Here is a 23,631-nt window from a genome sequence, read left to right as displayed (position 1 = left end):
GAACTTATACTTTCTAGGCGATTATAGAAAACGCCTCAAGGCCAGCACTTTGCTGACTTTGAGGCGTTTTGTTAAAAGGATGCAGAGTTTGGTGGAATTTCTAGGAATTCCACACCGGGATTTCGTTCACTAACCCAGCGAATTGCCCATTCATTGCTGAGTAGAAGCACTGGGCGATCTTTGATATCACGGATCATCATACCGCTGTCAATGCTCTTCATCGATTTAATAGCCTGTTCATCGCCGGTTAACCAGCGAGCAACACTAAAGGATAAACGATCCATAAGCAGCTCTACACCATATTCATTTTTTAATCGATACTCCAGCACTTCAAATTGCAGCGAGCCAACTACACCAATAATAAAGGCCTCGGATGCAAACTCGCTCTGGCGGAAGACCTGAACAGCCCCCTCTTGGGTCAATTGGGTCATCCCTTTAACGAATTGTTTTCGCTTCATTGTATCTTTGGGCTGGACCTTGGCAAACTGCTCTGGCGGAAATACCGGGAAATCCTGAAACGTAAATTTAGCCCCTTCCTGGCACAACGTATCTCCAATTCCAAAAATTCCAGGATCAAATAAACCGATAATATCACCAGGATACGCTTCATCAATAATGGTACGCTCCTGAGCCAGGAACTGCTGAGGCTGAGCCAGCTTAATGGCTTTACCTGACTGAGCATGATACACAGACATCCCTCTGGTAAACTTACCGGAACAGATGCGAATAAATGCGAGACGATCACGGTGAGCAGGATTCATATTCGCCTGAATTTTGAAGACAAAGGCAGAAAACTCCTCACTTGCAGGATTAATTTCCCCTTCACTGGAAATACGTGCTACAGGTGCAGGTGCCAGTTTCAAAAATTCTTCCAGAAAAGGTCTTACACCAAAATTGGTCATGGCACTACCGAAAAACATAGGTGTAAGTTCACCAGCAGCTACGAGATCATAATCAAAAGCATCTCCAGCCATATCCAAAAGTTCAATATCTTCACACAACGCAGCATGAACACTCTCACCTAACAATTCACGAAAAGCAGGGTCACTAACACTCCCCATCGTGGAAGGCAATACAGACTGCCCATGGGCGCCATCTTTGGCGAACAATTCCACTTGCGCCTGCTGGCGATTATAAACACCAACATAACTGCCGTCTATACCTACAGGCCAATTCATAGGATATGCCCTTATCCCTAATACCTGTTCAATTTCCTCCATTAGCTCAAAAGGATTCTTGCCATAGCGATCCAGCTTATTGACAAAGGTAAATACAGGGATCCCCCGCTGGCGGCATACATGAAACAGTTTCTTCGTCTGATCCTCTACCCCTTTTGCCACGTCAATTAGCATCACAGCACTATCTGCGGCCATAAGAGTACGGTATGTATCTTCACTAAAATCTTGGTGACCAGGTGTATCCAAGATGTTCACCCGATATCCATCATAATCAAACTGCAGCACACTAGAAGTTACAGAAATACCTCTTTGCTTTTCAATTTCCATCCAGTCAGACACAGCATGTTTTGCTGCCTTACGAGATTTTACTGATCCTGCCAAACGGATGGCACCGCCGTACAATAATAATTTCTCCGTTAATGTCGTTTTCCCAGCATCCGGATGGGAAATAATCGCGAATGTTCGTCGTTTATTAATCGTCAATTCTAACTCTTCCATATGTATCGTAAAAAACCCCCTACACTCATACCTGCACTATACAAAATTACTCTTCTATTACTATATGTTTACCTATCTAAAATGTCAAATATTATCCTACCCTATACTCCTATTTCTCATGCTTTTTTTAAAAAAAGTTTTGAACCGCGAAGACGCGAAGGTTAAAGAGAAGCATATAAAGCGAATCGAACCACAAAGACGCAAAGTACACAAAGGGCACCAAAACAAGGACTGCCAACAATCTGGCAGCCCTTATGTTTTTCTTGTACTATGCTTCTTTCAAAATCTGGTGTCGATTCACCGGACTCCCCTTTAAAGTATCAGCTTTTTGGCTATAAACAAATGCAGGATTTAGAGCTTTCACAAAACCAACAAACCATTTCTGATAGCATTCTTTCATAAAGGCTTTATCCACGCCAGCTTTCGTCCAATTTCGTTCCTGCAGGCAGATTTCACCCTCCCAGATCACTTTATCATCTTCATTTACCGTTACTACATCGCCCTGATCACAAGGCATGCCATTTAGTACATAGTCATTCACTGCCTGATAAATCCCGGCTGCTCTTTGTCCATCATATTTCCCCTGAGCTTTGGCATGTTCACCACACAGCTTACCATGTTCAGCGTAGGCGGATAATACAATATCCTGAGCGGCACCACCGCAAGTATCCAGCAATTCTTTAATGAAAGCAGCTTCCCTCGTTTCTGCAATTGTAATCTGACGCTGCAGCCAGCCATGAATATTCGTATGATCAATTAACTCACCAAGCTCCGTATCCGGTAAAGGCTGACCATAAATCTGCCAAACCTGAGACTGCAGTTCCTCTGCCGTAGCTCCACACATTTCTTCAGCCTTCTGAAAGATCAGCTGCTCGCGTTCTACTACCCGCCCGATTTTATGATATAACCAGTAATGAATATGACCTAAAAATGCACTCATGATGAGCCTCCTAAATTACATTATTTAATCCTGCTAAAATTTCCTTTACATCAAGCCCGTGGATTCCGGCTGCTTTGTGTAAAGCTTCTCCTGTGGCTGATGGACATCCTAAGCATCCCATGCCAAAGGACCGGAATACAGGAACCGTTTGAGGATAAACCCTGATAATATCACTAATTACGCTCTCTTCTGTAATTTTATCACCAAATACCAATGTTCCTTCTGTAAGCCCGCCTGCTACAGGAGCGATTTCTCGTCCTTCTTGGGATTGAGGCACCAAAGGTTCTGTCGTTTGGCTCACGCCTTGATAGAAAGCAGCCAATACATCCGCTCTAAATTTTTTCATACCAATTCGATCAATAAACTGTCCCACACGTTCAATATCAGCATTCTTTTGATAATATTCAACGATAACATGTACGATACGTATAACTTCATCATATTCCAAACCTTCAATTAAGAGATCCGCCAAACGAGGATGGGCACCAGCCGTACCGCCCACATAAATATCCCAGCCAATATCGCTTCCCATGACGCCAATATCTTTTACATACACCTCTGAACAAGAATTGGCACAGCCGGCTACACCAAATTTCATGCGAGACGGCATTTCTTTTTTATGGTACAGCTTGTCAAGTTCCATACCCAGTTTAATACTATCCTGCTTGCCTCTTTTGCAAAAAACATTACCAGGACATATTTTTACACTACGTACACAATTGGCAAAACCCATAGCCGGCTGCATACCAAGCTCTTCCCAAATTTTTTCAATATCATCCGCTTTAAGACCTGTAATCATAATCCGTTGAGCGGAAGTCAACTTCATAACACCATGGTATTTCTCGGCTATATCCGCATATTTTCTCATTAAATCAGGTTTGATAAATCCTCCCGGCAAATGGGGTGTGATTGCATACGTACGATTGCCATTATGAATCTTTTGTAAATTAGCACCTTTAGGTAACATTGTGCCACCTCCTCAAATATTATCTTTATCATACCCCATTATTCGCATCTTAACTGTGATCTATATCAAGTTTATAAAAAATATTTGAAAGTTTCTCATAAATAAAATAGTGAAGAATCCTGCTATTGTTGCATAACAGGATTCTTCACTATTTACAGTAACTCATTTGATAAAGAAAAGAGCGATCTAACTTTAATACTATTCTATTTAAGAAATATATTTGCGCCTGGTCCAAGGGGAAGGTTAAGAGCCATAAATAACAACAGCCACAATGTCCATGTTACTAAGAAGGCAAGAGCATATGGAATCTGAGTTGCCATGAGGGTCCCCATACCTACTTTTTCTTCTGATTTCATATAATGAGCCATAATTCCAAGCATGACTGGTACATAATAGTTTAATGGTGTAACTGAATTTATTGCACTCTCACCAATTCGATAAGCGGCTTGTGTTAAAGCTGGTTCATATCCTAATAAACCAAACATAGGAACAAAAATAGGAGCCAAAACTAACCACTTTGCTGAACCGCTGATTACGAATAAGTCGACAAAGCCGGAAAGTAAAATCAACGCAATGACCAGAGCGGCACCTGTAAAATCTAAGCTCTGTAATAAGTTTGCCCCTTTAACTGCAATAACAGTTGCAATATTCGTTTTATTAAACCATGCAATGAATTGTGCTGCTGAAAAAGCAGTAACTATGAAGCTAAGAGATCCTGAGAGACCTTGAGATAAGAACTTAGGTATATCACTTTCTTTTTTTATGACTCCTTTTCCAATACCAAATGCGATGCCAATAAAGAAAAAGAAGAAAAACAAGATGGGGATAATGCCATCTAAAAATGGCGATTTAGGAATCAACAGATGGGTCTTAGGATCACGAAGTACTCCGTATTCTGGAACAAGTAGTATTAGTAATAATAGGATATAGGCTAAAGCAGTCCAACCAGCATACGCTAACCCTTTCTTTTCTTCTGGGGTGACTAGGTGTTCATTAATTCCATTTTGTAGTTCTTTCATTTCTAACTTATCTAAACGAGGTGAGACTACTTGCTCAGCAACGAGGGTTCCTACAATGGTTAAAAGAACAACTGAGGAACTCATAAAATAATAATTAATGAGAGGATGAGCTGGCGAATTAGCAGTAGCGGCAACATTTCCAATGACCGACTGAGTAATACCAGCAACCAGTGCATCTGTTCCTGCAGGAATAAAATTTGCACTAAATCCTGCCGCCGTTGCCGCAAAGGCAATAGACATACCTAGTATTGGATTTTTTCCCATACTGGCATAGACAGCAGCCGCCGCAGCAGGCACAAAAACCATAGCTGCATCAGATGCCAAGTTTCCATTAATACCAATAAAAAAAATGGTGGCTGTGATAGCCCAGGAGGGCACTCCAAGCATGATTTTACGAACTAAAGTCCCAATAAACCCAGTAGCCTCTGCTAAACCCATAGCTAGCATCATGACGACAACAAGTCCTAATGGTGGAAAATTAATAAAATTTTTAACCATATCGGTCATAATATAACGAAAACCATCTGCATTTAGCAGGCTAAGCACTTTAACATCAACTGCTTTTCCACCTTTACCAATATAAGAAACTGCAGTTCCTTCAAAAATGGCTGAAATTACGAGTACCACCAAGGCTAGCATCGAAAATAAAATAAAGGGAGAAGGGAACTTATTGCCAACATACTCAATTACATCTAAGATTTTTTGAAAAGTACTCGTACCAGAAGAATTATCTTTTTGCGGGGCATATCCTAATTGACTCATAATGTACCTCCTATATTTTGGTGATAAGTGCCATCGTGCAGTTTAGTAAGCTTCACCTCCTATCGCTTTGTAAGACTTCATTACCTCTAATACAATTTGATATAGAAGCTTAGACCCTATTAACAAAGCATTTTCATCAATGTCAAATCGTGAATTATGTAAAATCGGAGTATCTTCTCCAGCCTTAGCACAGCCAAGGAAAAAGAAGGCTCCTGGGATTTTAGTAAGATAATTGGCAAAGTCCTCAGCACCTAGAACAGGTTTTATATCAGTACATATATTGTTTTTCCCAATCACTTTGGTGGCCGCTTGAATTACAATTTCTGTAGGTTCCGTCCAATTCCTTAAAGCGGGATAGCCTTGCTGATAGTCAAATACATAATCGCCCCCTTGAGACTTCGTAATTCCTTCCAAAACCGCAGCCATTCGTCTTGGGATTTCTTGTCTGGTAGTTTCATTCAACGTACGTATAGTACCTTCCACCATCACCTCTTTGGCTATTACGTTATAACGCTCACCGCCATGAATTGCACCAATGGATATCGTTGCTACTTCCAGTGGATCTATTTGCCGGCTAATAATATGATTAAAACCTTGGATGATATCAGCACTCATGGTGATGGAATCGATACCTTTGTGAGGTTGTGCCGCGTGGGCACCACGCCCCAGAATATTGATGGTAAAACGATCGGAAGCCGCCATAAAAGCACCTGATTTAATACCAATGGTGCCATAAGGGATGTCAGGCCATAGGTGTAATCCAAATATGGCGTCAACATCTTCTAAGACACCCTCCTGCATCATCGCTGTTGCGCCACCTAAGGGAGCAGCTTCCTCTGCTGGTTGAAAGATAAGCTTCACAGTACCTTTTAATTGGTGGCGATGCTTCATCAGCATAACGGCGGTTCCCATTAAAATAGCCATATGTCCATCATGACCACAAGCATGCATGCTTCCTTTATAGAGAGATTGATAAGGAACGTTGTTTTCTTCAATTATGGGCAATGCGTCCATATCTGCCCGTAAAGCAATAATAGGTCCAGGTTGATCACCTTCAATAACACCACACAGACCATATTGACTAACAAAGGTCTGAACTGTTACTCCAATATTTCTTAAAAATGTCTCAATGGTTTCTCGTGTACGTTTTTCTTTACCGCTTAGTTCAGGATGGCGATGGAAGTCTTGCCGCAAACTAGTAACTATTTGCTGTAATTCAATCTCTTGTCTATGATCCCACATATATTTATCACCCTCATTTCATCTGTATCATTGATACAGAATTCTTTATTCATTCTGCAATTCGGTCTATTTATGGAAATTTCCTTTAATGGTTAAAAATAAAATGAGACTTTGCGCCCTATGCACAAAGCCTCATTGCTCTATTCAATCATATTATTATTTTTAGAAACCATATCATCAATATCTTGTTTATAATTATATCTTACTATTGCAGATTTGGAAAGTCTTTTTTTTCAGACCTTTTTTAACACATTAATAATTATTCTTTAGGTGGAGCCACGATTTTATCCAGCAGGATACGATATAATTTTCGGGGTCGACCTTTACCCGCGCCTTCTTCTCCCGAATTAACGGCTAAACCGTTGTTTAATAAATTGCTAAGCAATCGTCTAGCACTGCGAGGTGTAATCGAAAGGTAAAGTGCAAGATCATCTGCATTAACGATTGCATTGTCAAATTGTTTAAAAGCAGCAATCATTTTAAATACAGTTGTCATTCTTATATTTAACTTGTCAGCCAAGTTCTGCATTGCTAAATCATCTGATCTTATAGCATATTGCAAATGAGTGTTCGAACTAAGTGGTCCAATTGCTGACTTATCATCCAGAACAACCATCCATTTCGAAGAACCAGCTTGCCTTGCTAATCCTAATGCAATACGAGCATTTTCATCTGCTGCATAGGCAGTAGGACCAAAGCCGATTCCACCACTTACATTGATGTTCATTTTATAGGTAATTTCCTCTAATAAAGGCATGATGGTAAATTCCTTAGTCAGACTCTCTATGATGCCGCGAGTAGAGTAGATAATATAATGTCCATCTCCCTGCATCAAAATAGAACCTCTTAACATTTCCGTATAGTGTATTAATATCTCATAAAGTTGTAATTCAATGCGTTTTACTCCATAACTGGAAGAAGATTCTGAAATAAAGGTTTCATAATTATCGATCGCGATGTGATGAATTGCTATTTGGCTCCCCTTGGATCGGATTGCTTCAACTTTACTAATTGCGATTGCCAACGTAGTGCGAATACTATCCCGGGTCGGCCATATACGAAAGGTAGGAACACCAAGTTTCTTTAATTCTTGATAACTAGAGAGGAAACATGTTACGGCAATGTTTGTTTCACCTTTTTGCCATAAATGATAGTGATATTGGGTAATCTCATTAGCAGAAATAATGTTATCATAGTCTTTTACATAAAAAGGAGGAACAGGGATAGGTATATCTCCAAAAGATTCCTCAATTTCTTTTCTATAAAAAGTATCAAAACTAATTCTATTAATTTTCAAGTTTTCAATATGTAATATTTGCAACAAAGCACGATATAAACTAGAGCCAGTATGGGGAAGATAATACAACGGCTTTATCGTTCTCTGAGAATTCTTGGCATACATGTAAGGAACTTTTCCTGAAAATAACCATGCATCAATACGATTATCCATTTTAGTAATGATATCAGGCACTTCAGAAGCATCTTGATACACCACAGGCAAAATATCCACAACATCACTGCGTTCAGAAACAGTCTCGCTGATCAATGCAACAGAATCAGATGGCCCCACGATTGCAAGATTAATTTTTTTCACTATTTTCACCTTACCTACCAGCTTATTCACAGCAATTATAGCATAAAATCCTAATCCATCAAAAAACTTTTGTTAAGACAAGTTGCAGCCTTAAATATTTTATTCTTCTATATATAAAAAAGAGAATGCTCCTATGGCTTTATCCATAAAAGCATTCTCTTTTTTACTATATGGAAAATTTGGATATTTTCTCCTGAAGTTGTCCCACCATATCATGCAGATCACTCATACCAACTGTTACTTCATTCATGTCAAGTATTTGCTTTTCTGTGACCGTGTGAACCTCCTGGGTAATAGCAGAGGTTTCCTCTGATCCTGCTGATATATTGCTAAATACATTCACAATCTCTTCACTTTTACCACTCATAACCGTAAATCGGTTCTGCATTTCAGACATTTTATCCGTGAGAGACTCAACGGCTACGGCAATTTCCTCGAAAATGGTCCATGTCGCATTCACTGTTTCTTCCTGATCACTCACAACCTGCTGAGCCTTTTCGATAGAAGACACAGCAACTTTAGACTGCTGCTGAACATCCTGAATCAATACCTTAATATCTTTAACTGCACTGCCGGATTGCTCCGCCAGCTTCCTAACCTCTTCCGCCACTACAGCAAATCCCCGTCCCTGTTCTCCCGCTCGCGCGGCTTCAATAGAAGCATTTAAAGCCAGCAAATTAGTTTGTGCAGCAATTTGCTCGATCACCGTAGTGATCGAACCAATTTGTCCAATCATTTCATTTACTTTTCGTACTACACTGTCCACATCCTGAGAAGCCTGCCTGCCTTCTGTCATCTTTTCCGTTAAAGAACATATAATCCCTGCTACTTTGTCATTTAAGCTGCACATCTCCCCATAGCTTTGCCCCATCTCATCAGTATAAACCTGCACAGCCTTAACATGATCTACAAGCTCGTGCATACGCCCCACACCAGACTCCATCTCCTGAGATTGATTCACTGATACACTCGCAATCTGCCCGACGGACAGACCCACCTCTTTAATGGAATGACTGTTTTTTTCTGCAACGGCTTTCATTTTATCCGAATTGATTTCAACACCTTGACTTATCTGCTGTACTTGGCTCAGTAAGATGATCATATCCTTTTGCATCTTCACTATTGCATTAGACAATTCCCCTAGCTCATCAGTACGAGTGCTAAACTGCTGTACCAAGTTCGTCTTAAAGTTACCAGCTCCAAATTCACCAATATGATTAATGGCGGCAATAAGAGGCCGTAAGAAATGTCTTGATACAAAAAACGCCACAACAAGTGCCAACAGTATGGATAGCAATGCTACTGCTATGATTACGCTGCTAGCGTCTTCTTGCTTCTGCGATCTTATCGTCATCCCAAGAAAAAAACTAATCAGTACTAAAGGAACTAGTATAACCCCTATAAAAGCTGCAATTAACCGATTTCTCATTCCCCAAAAACCTCGCCTATCCACTTTTCCACTCCCTCTTCCTTTATCGCAGTACAACTACTAGAATACTGCGTGAATTTTTTCATTATTCACTTAATTATATACATCTTTTCGTGCTTTTTTTGTCGAAATAAGTCAAGAATGACAAAATCTATATAATAAACAACAACAAACTACAAGTAACACAATGCGCCTTTTTTCTATCTTTTTTTCATCGATTGTTATGGGAAGTATTCTCAATATGTAATTTTGTATTTTTACTGTTGACATATTCGAAAATTCTATTATAATAAATCTAACAATAAGTTTACAACTTTACACTTTAAAAGTGATGATGGAGAAAGAGAAATACCCCTATGTTTTTAGAGAGCCGGGTAAGGTGGGAGCCGGTAACATATGTATATTCTTGAGTCACTCCTGAACTGCAAGGCTGAAAACATTGAGTAGGCCGCGCCGGAATCAGTTCGTAATGGAACGCAGCCGTTAATTTCTAGGGTTTAGTAATAGACCTGATGAGAGATGTATTCATACTTTTTGAATACAACAAGGGTGGTACCGCGAGAGAAACCTCTTGCCCCTTTTTAGGGTGGCAGTGGGTTTATTTTTTTTACCAAAATGAAGGAGGCTATTATTATTATTATTATGCATAGTAACATTGTAAAAAAAGGTTCAACCAGAGCAGCCCATCGTTCCTTATTTTATGCCATGGGGTATGACAAGGACGACTTGAATAAACCCCTCATTGGTATTGTCAATTCTTTCAACGAGATTATTCCCGGTCATGGACACTTAAAAGACATTGTACAGGCAGCTAAACTTGGTGTTGCTGCCGCTGGCGGGACACCTATGGAATTCCCGGCTATTGGTATCTGTGATGGAATTGCTATGGGACATAAAGGCATGAAGTATCCCCTACCTAGCCGTGAACTCATTGCCGATTCTATTGAAGCCGTGGCTGGAGGTCATGCCTTTGACGGTTTGATCCTAATCCCCAACTGTGATAAAATCGTGCCCGCTATGCTCATGGCAGCTGCGAGAATCAATATTCCCTGTGTCGTGGTAAGCGGTGGTCCAATGCTCGCAGGACGCTACCAAGGAAAAGACATTAGTGTGAGTACGATGTTTGAAGCAGCGGGAAAATTTGAAGCAGGGAAAATCAGTGCTGAAGAACTTGACACCATGGAACAATCCGCTTGCCCTGGCTGTGGTTCCTGTGCTGGTCTCTTTACTGCCAATACCATGAACTGTTTAACAGAAGTTCTGGGCATGGGACTTCCCGGCAACGGCACCATTCCTGCCGCCTATACAGGAGCACGGAAAACCCTTGCCAAGAGAGCTGGCGCTGTTATTATGAACTTAATCAAGAATAACATTCGCCCTCGGGATATCATGACAAGTAAAGCCTTTGAAAATGCCATTGCCGTAGATATGGGAATCGGTGGTTCTTCTAACACGGTTTTACACCTAACAGCCATTGCTCATGAAGCCCAAATTGCTTTGCCCCTTTCCCTCTTTGAAGAAATCAGTGCCAAAACTCCTTACATTACCAAGTTAAGTCCTAGCGGCACCCACCACATGCAGGACTTAAACGAAGCAGGCGGTATCAATGCTGTCATGAAAGAACTTGCTAAAGCTGGTGTCATGCATACGGATGCTTTGACAGTAACCGGAGTATTGTCTGAACGCCTAGAGCAAGCTGAAATTACACGCGCAGATGTCATCCACACGATTGATAATCCCTATCGGAAAACTGGCGGTATCGCTGTTCTTGCCGGCAATCTGGCTCCCGACAATGCCATTGTAAAAGAAAGTGCCGTAAAGGAAGACATGCTGGTCTTTGAAGGCCCTGCCCATGTTTTTAATTCAGAAGAAGAAGTCATTGAAGCTCTATTAGCAAAACAAGTAAAAGATGGCGAAGTGGTGATTATCCGCTACGAAGGACCCAAAGGCGGTCCCGGTATGAAAGAAATGCTAAATCCAACAGCTATTATTACTGGCATGGGATTAAAGGTTGCTCTGCTTACTGATGGACGTTTCAGCGGTGCTACTCAAGGAGCCTGCATTGGTCATGTGTCGCCAGAAGCCATGGAGGGAGGCCCCATCGCCTTAGTAGAAAATGGCGATGTGATTTCCATCAATATTCCTCAGCGCTCCCTCATCGTAAACATTAGCGATGAAGAAATGGCAAAGCGTCGTCAAAATTGGGTACAACCTGAGCCAAAAATCAAAACAGGTTATCTCTCTCGCTACGCCCGTCTTGTCACATCAGCCAATAAGGGTGCCGTATTAGAATAAGGAGGCCAGCCCCCTTCAAACCTCTTGGAACCTATATCCCCTATTTATTGGGACTCATTATGCTGGGTATGGGACTTAGTCATTAAATGGACTTTAAAAAGGAAAAAACAGAAGTGATTTACCTGTTAAAAGTTAAAGCACTGTAAAAATTAAACCTTTGAAAGGCTGAACGAATTGAGCCACAAAGGCGCAAAGGACACAAAAGCCCAAAAGATCCTGACAGCATCCGGCTGACAACGATCTTTTGGGCTTCTTTTATTTCACCTCACCTATCGTATTTGATCCCTGCAAGTACTTACTCATAACATTCTGGATCAAATTCACTTTTATACTTTTCTAAGAAACCAGTATTAAATTCTCCCTGAATAAACATGCCATGTTTCAGCAATTTTTGATGAAAAGGGATGGTAGTATGAATTCCTTCAATTGCAAATTCCCCTAATGCTCGTTGCATCCGATTAATCGCATCTTGCCGATTTTTCCCCCAAACAATGACCTTCGCCACCATAGAATCATAGAAAGGAGAAATCTCATATCCGGGATATACCGCACTGTCAATTCGCACACCAAATCCACCTGGGGGTAAATACGTTTCTACCTTCCCTGGGGACGGCATAAAATGATTTGCTGGATTTTCCGCATTAATTCGACACTCAATGGCCCAGCCATTGATTTTCACCTCTTCCTGACCAAAGGATAAAGGCTCTCCTGAAGCAACAGCAATTTGTTCCCTAATGAGATCAATACCCGTAATAGCCTCTGTGACTCCGTGCTCAACTTGAATGCGAGTGTTCATTTCCATAAAATAAAACTGACCATGCTTATCCAGCAGAAATTCTACCGTCCCTGCTCCATGATAATTCACGGCTTTTGCTGCCAATACGGCAGCATTTCCCATTTGCTCCCGCAACGTTTGATCAAGAGCAGGCGAAGGTGCTTCTTCCACCAGCTTCTGATGCCGACGCTGAATGGAACAATCCCGTTCACCAAGATATACCACATTTCCATATTTGTCAGCCATAAGCTGAATTTCAATATGCCTGGGTTCTTCTAAATACTTTTCCAAATATACACCTGCATTGCCAAACGTAATCTGAGCTTCCTTCTGGGCTTGGCGAATGGCTTTGATTAATGCTTCCTCATCTTGGGCCACTCTCATGCCTTTGCCGCCACCGCCAGCGGTTGCCTTGACAATAACAGGATAACCAATATCTTTAGCGACCTTAATGGCCATCTGTACTTCCTCGATAAGTCCATCCGTACCTGGAACGATGGGAACACCCGCCAGCTTCATCGTTTCTCTGGCAATCGCTTTCGCCCCCATTTTACGAATGGCATCCGCCTCTGGACCAATGAAGGTAATCTGATAGTTAGAGCAAACTTGAGCAAACTCTGGATTCTCTGCCAAAAAACCATATCCGGGATGAATGGCATCCACCTGGGTAAATTGAGCAATACTCAACAAGCTGCTAATATTTAAATAACTGTCCTTGGAAGAGGCAGGGCCAATACAATATGCTTCATCTGCCAATTTTACATGGTATGCTTGCTGGTCTGCAGTTGAGTATACAGCAACGGTTGCAATGCCCATTTCGCGGCAAGCCCTGATGATTCTCACCGCAATTTCTCCTCGATTGGCAATCATCACTTTTTTAAACATCTTTTCTGCCCCTTTGTTATGATTCTATTTCCCTCATTATCACCAGCTTTTACTCTGGTTTCACCAGAAATAGAGGTGCCCCATATTCAACAAACTCTCCATCTTTAAACAAAATCTCCACAATTTCTCCACTAATACCCGCTTCAACTTCATTAAACAGCTTCATAGCTTCTAGCACACACACCACAGTGCTTGGACCCACTTGCTGACCAATTTTCACAAATGGATCTGCACCTGGTTCTGGAGCGGAGTAAAACGTCCCTACAGTAGGAGACATGATCTTGTGCAAATGGCTGTCTTCACATTCCGCAATAAATTTCACAGATTCTTGCTTTATCGCTGCAGTAGATCGTTGTGAAACAGTCTCTTTAACCCCCTCAGAGTCTAATGGTATATTTTTTTGTGACGATACAGCATACTTCCCAACAACAATTTGGGTCCCGTCCTGATTCAATTCAAAATGCTGTATAGAGGACTGGTCTATCATTTTTATAATTTCTCTTATTTCATCAAATGTAAGCATGACTTTCACCCCTCGTATTATACGGTAACCTAGTCTTTTACATTCAGACATAGGCTATAAAAATTTCAATTGGATTGCAGTTTTTAACTCTTGTATATAATTTTCTCGTGCAATATAAAGCCGTTCTGCTTCTTCCAAAGTAATCTCCTGAAACTGAATTGTTGCTCCTGGCCTAACTTGTGCAAGAATCGGAACATCGACAATCGCTACCTGCCCAATCTTAGGATATCCCCCTACAGTTTGTCGATCTGCTAATAATATAATGGGATTTCCATCTGGCGGTACCTGAACAGTCCCTAGAGCTACAGCCTCCGAAATCATTTCTAAAGGTGATTCCAACTGCAAATTTACCCCTGACAAACGATATCCCATTCTATCAGATTGAGCAGCAACCTGAAAAGGAGCATTCAGCAATTGACGTTTACTCTCTACAGTAAAGTATTCAAACTGGAGGCCTCGGGTCATTCGAATTGTAGTGAGGCGCAAATCCTGGGGAATTGGCGGTCTGCCTGCGTACCAGGATGATGGAACAAAGGATTCCGATAAATTTTTCCTTTTGAAATATTCCATCTGCTCTAGAGAAGCTCCGTGGAGTGACTTTACTGCCACCACATCTCCTCGCTGCAAGGCCCGTCCCTGAAAGCCTCCAATCCCAGCCCGTAAATACGTGCTTTTACTGCCCATCACTTCCAAGAGATCGTAGCCCCCTGCAATGGCTAAATAGGAGCGACAGCCTGACTTACAAACGCCAAACTGCAGGATACTGCCTGCTTTCACATAAACAGGCCTCCACATTGGAACTACTTTACCATTGATAGTAGGAGATAAGTTTCCGCCCGTAATAGCTAGCAGACTATCTTTTTCTATTTCAAGAGATGGCCCCAGCAAAGCCATTTCTAATGCTCCTTCGCCCTCTTGATTGCCCACTAAAATATTGGCGATGCGCAGGGAATAAGTGTCCATTGCCCCACTAACAATAACCCCATGTTTTTGATACCCATATCTCCCTAAATCCTGCATACTTGTCAAAAGACCCGGCTGAAGAACTTTTATACTCATATAGGTTCCCTCTTATATTCTTCATATTCTTGCTGGGAAATAGGATAAAAGCGTATCCGATCTCCTGCTTGGAGGAGACTGGGCGGATTTTCATTCGGACGAAAAAGTGCTAAAGGGGTACGACCAATCAATTGCCAGCCTCCTGGCGTTGGGATTGGATAAACACCGGTTTGCATACCTGCAATGCCTACAGACCCTGCTGAAATGGTCATGCGCGGTGACTGACGCCTTGGCGTAGAAATTTTTTCTGACATGCCGCCTAGATAAGGAAATCCTGGAGCAAAACCAACCATGTATACCAGATAATCGCCCATACTATGGATGTCGATCACCTCGTCCACAGTAAGTTTGTTATATTCTGCTACATATACTAAATCAGGTCCAAGTTCCCCGCCGTAGCAGACTGGTATTTCAACGATTCTCGATTCCTGACCCTCTCCAGTCCTAAGCTCTGCAACAATCTTCTGCAGGATTACAGAAATAATCCGATAAGAAGGCTCTTTTCTTAGTTCTACATGATCCTGGTGTAATTGCTTCACCATAAGAGAATCATAAAATACCGTAACACTGGAGAAGGCCGATACATATTCAATCATCCCCGGCAGGCAATGGCAATCAAGGTACTTTGTAAACGCTTTCACTTTTCGGTGTGTATCAGGATGTATTCCTCCGCCAAATTCAACTAAAACAGCCGATTCTCCTAGGGGAAGCATTGTTGCACTACATTCCATATTACTAGTTTTTGGATGCAAGTTTATCACCTCTATCTTTTGAAAGAACCTTTTTATTTTAGTACATCTTTAAAAAACACTATACTGCTCATCTAATACATCAGCAATAAACATATGCCCAGGAGCATGAGTAATCATCAGTTCCGGCTTCACTTCCATCGCTATGGCTTGGGGAGTAGCACCACATGCCCAGAAAACAGGTACCTCCCCTTCCCTAATCGTGACTCGGTCACCAAAATCAGGTTTATTAATATCTTTGATACCAATCCTTCCTGGATTGCCAATCTGAATAGGTGCTCCATGAACCGCGGGAAAGCGAGACGTAATCTGAACCGCGCGAACCACATCCTTCTCAGGAATCGGACGCATACTCACAACCATCGGTCCTTCGAAGCGACCTGCTTTTACGCAAGGGATATTGGTCTTATACATTGCCACATTACAATTTTCCTCAATATGACGAACAGGAATTCCATTATTCATTAAGGGATGCTCAAAGGTAAAACTGCACCCAATCAGAAAGGCAACCATATCGTCTTCCCAATATTTCATGATATCCGTTACTTCTTCCGTTAATTCTCCAGATCGATAGATCCGGTATTTGGGAATATCAGTTCTGATATCAGCCCCAGGTGCGATCAGCCTTGGAATCGGGGAACCTGGTTCTGTTACATCAAGAATCGGACAAGGTTTAGGATTGCGCTGACAAAATAAGAGGAACTCAAAAGCAAGATCCTTTTTTAAGATGGCTAAGTTTGCCTGGGTAAACCCCTTTGCCATCCCCGATGTTGGCTTTATCCACTCGTTGTTCCGAATTATGGCACGAATTTCTGCCGGACTCATGTTTGCAGTATCCTTCATTTTCTACACCCTCCCATTAACTCTCTAGATTATTGAAACATTTTAGGCAACGTATTGATCAAAGTGTACCCACTCATATAGGCCATCATTACAACTACCAAACCACCAAAAATGGTCATCCATAGAGGATGCTTATAATCGCCAACAATGCTTTTCCGATAGGCAGCAACCAAGATTGTAGCTAATGTGATAGGAAGAATAAGACCATTGAGCGATCCAACAAGAACCAAGATTTTAACAGGCTGTCCAACTAAAGAAAATACTAAGGTTGATACTAAGATAAATCCAATAATGATGCTTTTTTCATGTTTTTCAATACTTGTACTAAAGGTTTTAATAAAAGATACAGAGGTATAAGCAGCACCAATTACAGAGGTAATAGCAGCCGCCCACATAACTACACCAAATACTTTATAACCGATATTCCCGGCTGCCAATTTAAATACAGATGCAGGTGGATTTGCCGGATCAATCGCTAAACCATGGGATACAACACCAAGAGCTGCTAAAAATAATACCACGCGCATAATGGAAGTAATCAAAATACCTGAAACAGAGCTTTTAGTTACTTGCGGCAACGCTTTAACACCACGAATTCCTGCATCCAAGAGTCGATGCCCGCCGGCAAACGTAATATATCCACCAACAGTACCACCAACAAGTGTAATAATTGCAAACATATCAATCTGGTCGGGAACAAAACTTTTCATGATCGCTTCTCCTACAGGCGGTGCTGAAGAAATGGCAATATATACAGTAAGACCAATCATGACAAACCCAGCTATCTGAGTAACTCGATCCATTGCCTTACCTGCTTCTTTGATCAGAAAAATAGCGATCGCAACAGCGGCACTAATGATCGCACCAGTTACGGGTGTGACGCCAAACATAACATTCATACCAAGACCTGCGCCTCCAATATTACCAATATTGAAAGCAAGACCTCCCAATACAATCAGAAATGCTACCAGATAACCAAGCCCTGGGAAAACCATATTTGCAATATCTTGCCCGCGTTTTTCTGAAACGGCGATGATCCGCCATACATTCATTTGAGCGCCAATATCTAAGATGATAGACATCACAATCACGAAGCCAAAGCTTGCAGCTAATTTTTGAGTAAATACTGTGGTCTGCGTTAAAAAACCAGGACCAATCGCAGAAGTTGCCATCAAAAAAGCGGCGCCTAATAATAAGCTCAAATTGGATTGTGCCCCCACAGGTGATTGCTTCTCTGTATTTGTTATCTTTTTATTTGTTTCCATCTCTATTCCTCCTAATTTTCCCTTTATTTAAAACCGACTGCCTGAAGGTCAATTTGAGATTTTTCAAAAATTTCTCGAATCAGATGAGCAAATGCTAATGCATGAGAACCATCACCATGAATGCAGACCGTATCTGCTTTGATGAGAATATCCTGTCCTTGCAGTGACAATACTTTGCCTTCTTTGACCATACGTACAACTTGAGAAACGGCTTGTTCTTGGTCAGTAATCAAAGCTCCTGGCTGACTTCGCGGCGTCAAGGTTCCATCCACTTGATAAGTGCGATCAGCAAATACTTCATGAGCCGTTGTAAGACCGATTTTCTCCCCTGCTGCAACTAGTTCGCTGCCAGACAAACCAAATAAAATAAGCTCTGGATTGACCTTATATACAGCTTCTGCAATCGCCTCGGCAAGATCTTGCCGCTTTGCCGCCATGTTATAAAGGGCACCATGAGGTTTTACATGCTGCATTTTTCCGCCGGCTGCTTTCACAAATCCATAAAGTGCTCCGATTTGATAGACAACCATCTCATAGGCTTCTTGAGGAGATATATCCATGTTCCTCCTGCCAAAGCCTATGAGATCAGGCAGTCCTGGATGGGCACCAATCGCTACATCATTCTCCATTGCAAGCCTCACCGTACTAAACATCACACGAGGATCACCTGCATGAAAGCCACAAGCAATATTAGCCGATGTAAGAAAGGGCAGAATCAACTCATCTGTTCCCATGGTATAAACACCAAAACTTTCTCCTAAATCACAATTCAAATCCACTCGATGCATAGTAGCACCTCCTTCACTAAAATGACAAAAAAAGGCGCATCAAACAAAGAGTTACCTTTGTCTGAAGCGCCTTTGCTTCTTGTGTTCTATCGCTTGTCGTGAACTCACAATTAACTTGTGACTTATCATACCATTCCATAACTTCCATGTAAAATTGAAAAAAACAATAGGGCACTTCAATTTTATCGAAAGTGCCCTGGACTCTACGCTATCACTAGGAAATGAGAAGCCATACTCACTCCTTTTTGCATGCATGTGCAATATTTCTATAACTCTCCTGCTCTTTTTGCAAGGCTTCAATCGCCTCTTCTTCCGTACTGCATAGAAAACGAATGCAGTCACCCGGCTTGGTCTGGACCAACTTGGGCAAATCCCCTCGAATCACTGATCCTAACTTGGCAAATCCCCTTGTCGTTTGATGATCGGCCGTCATAATAAAAGGCATGCCATGAACAGGTACTTGAATGGCTCCTAACCACACAGCCTCGGATATAATATCAGCGTTACCAAGATGTTTGATCTTGGGACCTTTCAGCCGATACCCCGTCCTATCCGATTGCGTTGTCACCTTGTAGGAACTGCCGAAAAAAGTATCCAGGGCTGCTGATCCAAACATCGTATCCTGAGGCCCCAGAATCACTCGAAGCTGCACTTCATTAGCATACTGAGGAATATATCCATCTGACAGACTCCCAAGCTGAGTTTCACACTTCATATCCCGCCCCACATGCAGAACATCTCCCTGCCGCAGCACTCGTCCTTCATGGCCCCCAATCTTTACTGGGGTACAAGTTGAACGACTTCCTAAAACAATAGGAACCTCAAAACCTCCACGAACAGCCAAATACGTTCGATAACCGCTAGCAGCAGTATCAAAGCGAAGTATACCTCTTCTGGGAACGATAAAAGTTGACCAATTGGAAATAGGTATGTGATTTAAGAGACCTTGCATATCTCCGCCGCAAACTGCCACAATCTGCTTTTCATCGAACTTGAACGTTCCTCCTGTACCCGTCATTTCCAGCACAGCCGCATCAGGACGATTGCCTACCAACAAATTAGCCACTTGGCTGGCATATCGGTCCATCGCTCCGGAAATGGGCATACCATACGCCTGAAATCCCCAGCGGCCCTGATCTTGAATCGTAGTAAACAAACCAGGCTCTATCGTTGTAATCACAATCTTCACCTCCCATTACAGATAGTGTACTTTCAAAAAACGCAAAAACAGGCAACGGATGAGCATAACTATAAGCGTAGGTTAAGTAAAACGGCGAAGCGTTAGTTATGCTCATCTGTTGCCGTCCTAATGAGACTTTCCGCGAGGCTGCAGATAAGAAACCTCAGGTACATACGTCCCTCTTTCTACGGATCTGCGAATTGCAAAATACTCAGCAGTGGAAATCTCTTCAAAATGCAGATAATCTCCTACTGAAAATAAAAAGGGGTTATCACTTGTAAGATCAAAGGCTTTTATGGGAGTACGTCCAATCAGCCACCACTCTCCTGCACTTTCAATCGGATAAAATCCCGTTTGATTGCCGCCAATCCCCACAGATCCTCCTGGAATTCGCTCCCGGGACCTTTCCTGACGAGGTACTGCAATCTCGCTGGACATCCCCCCCAGATAAGGAAAACCAGGAATAAAACCCAACATATAGATCATATAGGGTTTGGAAGTGTGAATACAAATCACTTCCTGAGGCGACAAACCTGTATACCTTGATACATATTCCAAATCAGGTCCTAACACGCCTCCATAACAAACAGGAACATGCACTACTCTAGATGACAGCAAGTCCTCTACACCCTGATGCTCAATCCCTCCGAGCTTGTGAATTACCTGTCTAGACAGTTCCTGACGTGTAATCACTAAAGGATCAAAATAAATACTTACAGATCGATAGGTAGGAATTACCTCCATTACTCCATCAATAGGCTCGAAATGGAGCAATCTCGCCAATTGCTGAACCCGCAGATTGATTTCAGGCGCAATAACACTGCCAAATTCAATTACCAACCCATGTTCACCAGCAACCAGAATCCGAATCGAATGAATGTATTCAGTCATTCTCGGCTCAACTCCATTTCATGAAAATTTTATCCAATAAAACGAATCGAACCGCAAAGACACAAAGGGGGTTATTTCTATTTTGTACCTTTGTGGTTCATAAAATTTATATTTTCTCACCTACAAAGCTTTCTTTACTTATAAGAAAGAGAGCCATAAATGCATGCATTTATAGCTCCATCGCTATTTCGTTCACTAAATTATTAAATACTTTACCATAGGATCATTGGAAAAACAATACTTGTTGCACTATTTTAATAATCGTTCTTCAACCAGCCGGATAAAAGCTCGTATTCCATGAGACAGCCACTTATCCTTATGATAGGCCAAATACGCATTTGTCTCAAGCTCTACTCCCTGCCACGGCAGTTCGACCAATAAACCTGCTTTTATCTCTTGGGCTACAGCAGCTAAAGGCAATACCGTGATGCCTAAATTATTGATTACCATCTGCTTAATGGTCTGAATATGACAGATTTCCAAAATGGTTTTAGGCACAATTTCAGCCTTTGCCAAACCTTCTTCCAAAGCGGTTTGATAAGCGGTTCCCGACTCCATAAAAATCAGTCGCTGCTCCTCTAGATCTTTGATTTGCACTTTAGGATAAGCCGCAAGAGCATGATCTGGGGACGCTAGCATCCCCATTGGCTCATCCCATAAAAACGTACTGATCAAATCCATATCGGATGAATGTTTCTCATGAAAAAAAGCAAGATCCATCATATTTTTTCGCAGCAGATTTCGAAAGTCACTGCCTATGCCAAAATTCACTTTTAACTGAACATCTGGATATAGCAGTGTATATTCCTGCAGCAAATCCGTTAAATAATATACACATAATGACTCTGGCATGCCAATCACGATCGGTCCCTTGGGTATTTCGAAATGGTCAAACTCATTTTTAGCATCCTCGGCCAATTTAGTAATCTTTTCTGCATAATCATAGAGTCTTTCCCCATCTGTTGTCAGCATCAGCTGATGTCCGAATCGTTCAAAAAGAATCGTATTTAATTCTTTTTCCAACAGCTGGATATGAGTCGTTACACTCGATTGCGTATACCCTAAGTACTGAGCTGCTTGTGAGAAGTTCCCTAATTTCACTATGCTCATAAAAGTCTTTAGCTGCCGAAATTCCAAAACAACACTTCCTCTCACAAACTAACAGAAACGTACTATAACCAAAATTAAATAGGATCAACTTGAGCTTAATAGTATCGTAAAATACAAATAAAGTCTACCCAGTATGAAATCCGCATATTCTTGTTTTCCATTATATGTTATAGTAATCATAAGCTAAATTTTGGTCATTGGCTCATCGGATGTATATTCCATCAGCAGGGAAACAAGCTAATTGTGCCTGCAACAATAATGTAAAAGCACCTCTCTCCAATCAAGTTACCTTGGAAAGCGCTACCGTAGTAGACGCAAAAACTGCCGCTACCATCGATTGGATAGAAGAAGCCATTAAGACTGCTTCTCCCATAGCACCCTACTTCAAGGCAATCGTAAACAAATATCGTAAAACAGGTCATGATGGTATTCTGCGAGGAGCTCCCTGTCTAATCGCAGCCATCGCCCCAAAAAACTTTATGCCTCGGGGACGGGATAATACACATTTCTCTCTAGCCTACGCGGAATTATATGCACCGACACTCGAACTAGGAACCTGCTGGGCAGGATTTTTTGAAGCCTGTGCTTTATCCGGCTATCAACCTCTGCTCGACCTCCTGAAACTGCCAGAAGACATGAGTGTGACTGGCGGAATTATGGTAGGCTACCCTAAATATACATACAAACGGCTCGTTGATCGCAAACCGCTGCAGGTAATCTGGCAGTAATGATCCCTTTGGGCATGTATAAGGAGGATATATGTCATGGACAGTCCATAGCATATATCCTCCTTATACTTCCAGCGTAACGCAGCCATAGCACTAGACAACTTGGCAGATCCTGATGAACTGGTCCGGGAATACGAGCCAGCGAAATTTCTCTTTCTGTGCAGCAGGAAATTACAACAGCCCTATTATCGATATAAAGAAACGATTAATGACAAAATTATAATTTTTTTGATATTTCCAGGAAATAATCTCCATAATATGACGGATAGAGATAAAAACTATATAGTTTTTATATAAAATCCTCCTATTGATATGGTAAAAGCCATATCAATAGGAGGATTTACTTTGGACTATATTCCAAAAGATGTGACATGTATCTTCTTTAACAATAGTCTTAGAATTTGTAGCTCGCGCCGACTTCAAGACGACTTTCGTTTTCATAATGATCAGGCCTAAAGTTGCGATAGTTAAGGTTCAGGTCAACTGCTCTCGTTAATTCCAGATTTGCCCCAACTTGATATTCAACAAAATCGTCACTACCAATCACAGAAGCATAACCATTGAGTCTAGGAGCCAGTCCTTCACTTACGGATAATCCTATGTAGGTTGAACCAGAGCCAATATCCCGATGACCAAGAATGGCTCGAACACTGCTAAAGGGTAATTGATACTGCCCATAAAAATCATCCATTTCACTACCATGTTTCCGATCTACATTTTGATATCCAATTGTAAGATTACTGCCAATTTTGTGTTCTAAGTAAATTGTGTCAGTCAGCACGCCAACTGCAGTCTGTCCTCTGTCCAAATCGTTAATAGGAGCAGCAGCGCCCGTTCCTACACTTACTGATAGAAGTAAACCTACTCCCAATAATACTTTTTTCATGATGCAACCTCCTTCATCCTCTATA

20 protein-coding genes and 1 other annotated feature are annotated in these 23,631 nt (G+C 41.6%); of the genes, 2 read left to right on the top strand and 18 right to left on the bottom strand.

Going from position 1 to position 23,631, the window contains the following annotated elements; genetic code table 11:
• Positions 1–71 precede the first annotated feature (71 nt).
• The 7 genes from LMF89_RS18680 to LMF89_RS18650 all read right to left on the bottom strand — a co-directional run bounded on the left by LMF89_RS18680 (position 72) and on the right by LMF89_RS18650 (position 9,629).
• A complete protein-coding gene (locus LMF89_RS18680) occupies positions 72–1,676 on the bottom strand; it encodes a peptide chain release factor 3 (protein ID WP_229536406.1) in 1,605 nt (534 codons plus the stop codon).
• A 268-nt stretch (positions 1,677–1,944) separates the two neighbouring features.
• Entirely contained in the window at positions 1,945–2,616 is a 672-nt protein-coding gene (locus tag LMF89_RS18675; RefSeq protein WP_229536405.1) for a hypothetical protein, read from the bottom strand.
• 10 nt (positions 2,617–2,626) lie between these two features.
• Complete coding sequence (locus tag LMF89_RS18670) at positions 2,627–3,583, bottom strand: ferredoxin-like domain-containing protein (RefSeq protein WP_229536404.1); 957 nt, start codon at positions 3,581–3,583, stop codon at positions 2,627–2,629.
• A gap of 203 nt (positions 3,584–3,786) precedes the next feature.
• Entirely contained in the window at positions 3,787–5,364 is a 1,578-nt protein-coding gene (locus tag LMF89_RS18665) for an AbgT family transporter (RefSeq protein ID WP_229536403.1), read from the bottom strand.
• A gap of 42 nt (positions 5,365–5,406) precedes the next feature.
• Complete coding sequence (locus LMF89_RS18660) at positions 5,407–6,606, bottom strand: M20 metallopeptidase family protein (RefSeq protein WP_229536402.1); 1,200 nt, start codon at positions 6,604–6,606, stop codon at positions 5,407–5,409.
• Between the two features lie 259 nt (positions 6,607–6,865).
• Positions 6,866–8,200 (bottom strand): GTP cyclohydrolase, encoded by a 1,335-nt coding sequence (locus tag LMF89_RS18655; protein ID WP_229536401.1) that lies wholly within the window; start codon positions 8,198–8,200, stop codon positions 6,866–6,868.
• A 166-nt stretch (positions 8,201–8,366) separates the two neighbouring features.
• On the bottom strand, positions 8,367–9,629 hold the full coding sequence (locus LMF89_RS18650; RefSeq protein ID WP_229536400.1) for a methyl-accepting chemotaxis protein: 1,263 nt from the start codon (positions 9,627–9,629) through the stop codon (positions 8,367–8,369).
• Positions 9,630–9,951: 322 nt separating this feature from the next.
• Positions 9,952–10,211, top strand: a binding site (T-box leader).
• Between the two features lie 60 nt (positions 10,212–10,271).
• On the opposite strand from LMF89_RS18650, the gene ilvD reads away from it, so the two are divergent.
• Entirely contained in the window at positions 10,272–11,924 is a 1,653-nt protein-coding gene (gene ilvD, locus LMF89_RS18645) for a dihydroxy-acid dehydratase (protein ID WP_229536399.1), read from the top strand.
• Between the two features lie 295 nt (positions 11,925–12,219).
• Here ilvD and accC read toward each other — a convergent pair whose 3' ends face one another.
• The 10 genes from accC to LMF89_RS18595 all read right to left on the bottom strand — a co-directional run bounded on the left by accC (position 12,220) and on the right by LMF89_RS18595 (position 22,019).
• On the bottom strand, positions 12,220–13,584 hold the full coding sequence (gene accC, locus LMF89_RS18640; RefSeq protein ID WP_229536398.1) for an acetyl-CoA carboxylase biotin carboxylase subunit: 1,365 nt from the start codon (positions 13,582–13,584) through the stop codon (positions 12,220–12,222).
• Between the two features lie 49 nt (positions 13,585–13,633).
• Positions 13,634–14,107, bottom strand: coding sequence for an acetyl-CoA carboxylase biotin carboxyl carrier protein (gene accB / locus LMF89_RS18635; RefSeq protein ID WP_229536397.1), 474 nt, complete (start codon positions 14,105–14,107; stop codon positions 13,634–13,636).
• Between the two features lie 54 nt (positions 14,108–14,161).
• Positions 14,162–15,166: a 5-oxoprolinase subunit C family protein gene (locus tag LMF89_RS18630; protein ID WP_229536396.1), complete on the bottom strand. Its 1,005-nt coding sequence runs from the start codon at positions 15,164–15,166 to the stop codon at positions 14,162–14,164.
• A complete protein-coding gene (gene pxpB / locus LMF89_RS18625; protein WP_369412643.1) occupies positions 15,163–15,927 on the bottom strand; it encodes a 5-oxoprolinase subunit PxpB in 765 nt (254 codons plus the stop codon). Before pxpB (LMF89_RS18625) ends, LMF89_RS18630 begins: the two co-directional genes overlap by 4 nt.
• Before the next feature lie 39 nt (positions 15,928–15,966).
• On the bottom strand, positions 15,967–16,758 hold the full coding sequence (locus tag LMF89_RS18620) for a putative hydro-lyase (RefSeq protein ID WP_229536395.1): 792 nt from the start codon (positions 16,756–16,758) through the stop codon (positions 15,967–15,969).
• 29 nt (positions 16,759–16,787) lie between these two features.
• The gene (locus LMF89_RS18615; protein WP_229536394.1) at positions 16,788–18,023 is read right to left on the bottom strand and encodes an NRAMP family divalent metal transporter; all 1,236 of its coding nucleotides are present in this window, start codon (positions 18,021–18,023) and stop codon (positions 16,788–16,790) included.
• 23 nt (positions 18,024–18,046) lie between these two features.
• On the bottom strand, positions 18,047–18,811 hold the full coding sequence (gene pxpA, locus LMF89_RS18610; RefSeq protein ID WP_229536393.1) for a 5-oxoprolinase subunit PxpA: 765 nt from the start codon (positions 18,809–18,811) through the stop codon (positions 18,047–18,049).
• 235 nt (positions 18,812–19,046) lie between these two features.
• Positions 19,047–19,991: a 5-oxoprolinase subunit C family protein gene (locus tag LMF89_RS18605; protein WP_229536392.1), complete on the bottom strand. Its 945-nt coding sequence runs from the start codon at positions 19,989–19,991 to the stop codon at positions 19,047–19,049.
• Between the two features lie 126 nt (positions 19,992–20,117).
• Positions 20,118–20,882, bottom strand: coding sequence for a 5-oxoprolinase subunit PxpB (pxpB, locus tag LMF89_RS18600; RefSeq protein ID WP_229536391.1), 765 nt, complete (start codon positions 20,880–20,882; stop codon positions 20,118–20,120).
• A 249-nt stretch (positions 20,883–21,131) separates the two neighbouring features.
• Positions 21,132–22,019 (bottom strand): LysR family transcriptional regulator, encoded by an 888-nt coding sequence (locus LMF89_RS18595; RefSeq protein ID WP_007961444.1) that lies wholly within the window; start codon positions 22,017–22,019, stop codon positions 21,132–21,134.
• Positions 22,020–22,201: 182 nt separating this feature from the next.
• On the opposite strand from LMF89_RS18595, the gene LMF89_RS18590 reads away from it, so the two are divergent.
• A complete protein-coding gene (locus LMF89_RS18590) occupies positions 22,202–22,720 on the top strand; it encodes a nitroreductase family protein (protein WP_229536390.1) in 519 nt (172 codons plus the stop codon).
• A 394-nt stretch (positions 22,721–23,114) separates the two neighbouring features.
• Here the strand turns inward: LMF89_RS18590 and LMF89_RS18585 are convergent, their stop codons facing one another.
• Positions 23,115–23,606 carry a hypothetical protein gene (locus LMF89_RS18585; protein ID WP_229536389.1) on the bottom strand — a complete coding sequence of 164 codons (492 nt, stop codon included), beginning with the start codon at positions 23,604–23,606 and terminating at the stop codon, positions 23,115–23,117.
• Between the last annotated feature and the right edge of the window lie 25 nt (positions 23,607–23,631).

Source organism: Pelosinus baikalensis (assembly GCF_020819555.1).
GTDB classification, from domain to species: Bacteria; Bacillota; Negativicutes; order DSM-13327; family DSM-13327; genus Pelosinus; species Pelosinus baikalensis.
This window is presented reverse-complemented; position numbering and strand designations above follow the sequence as displayed.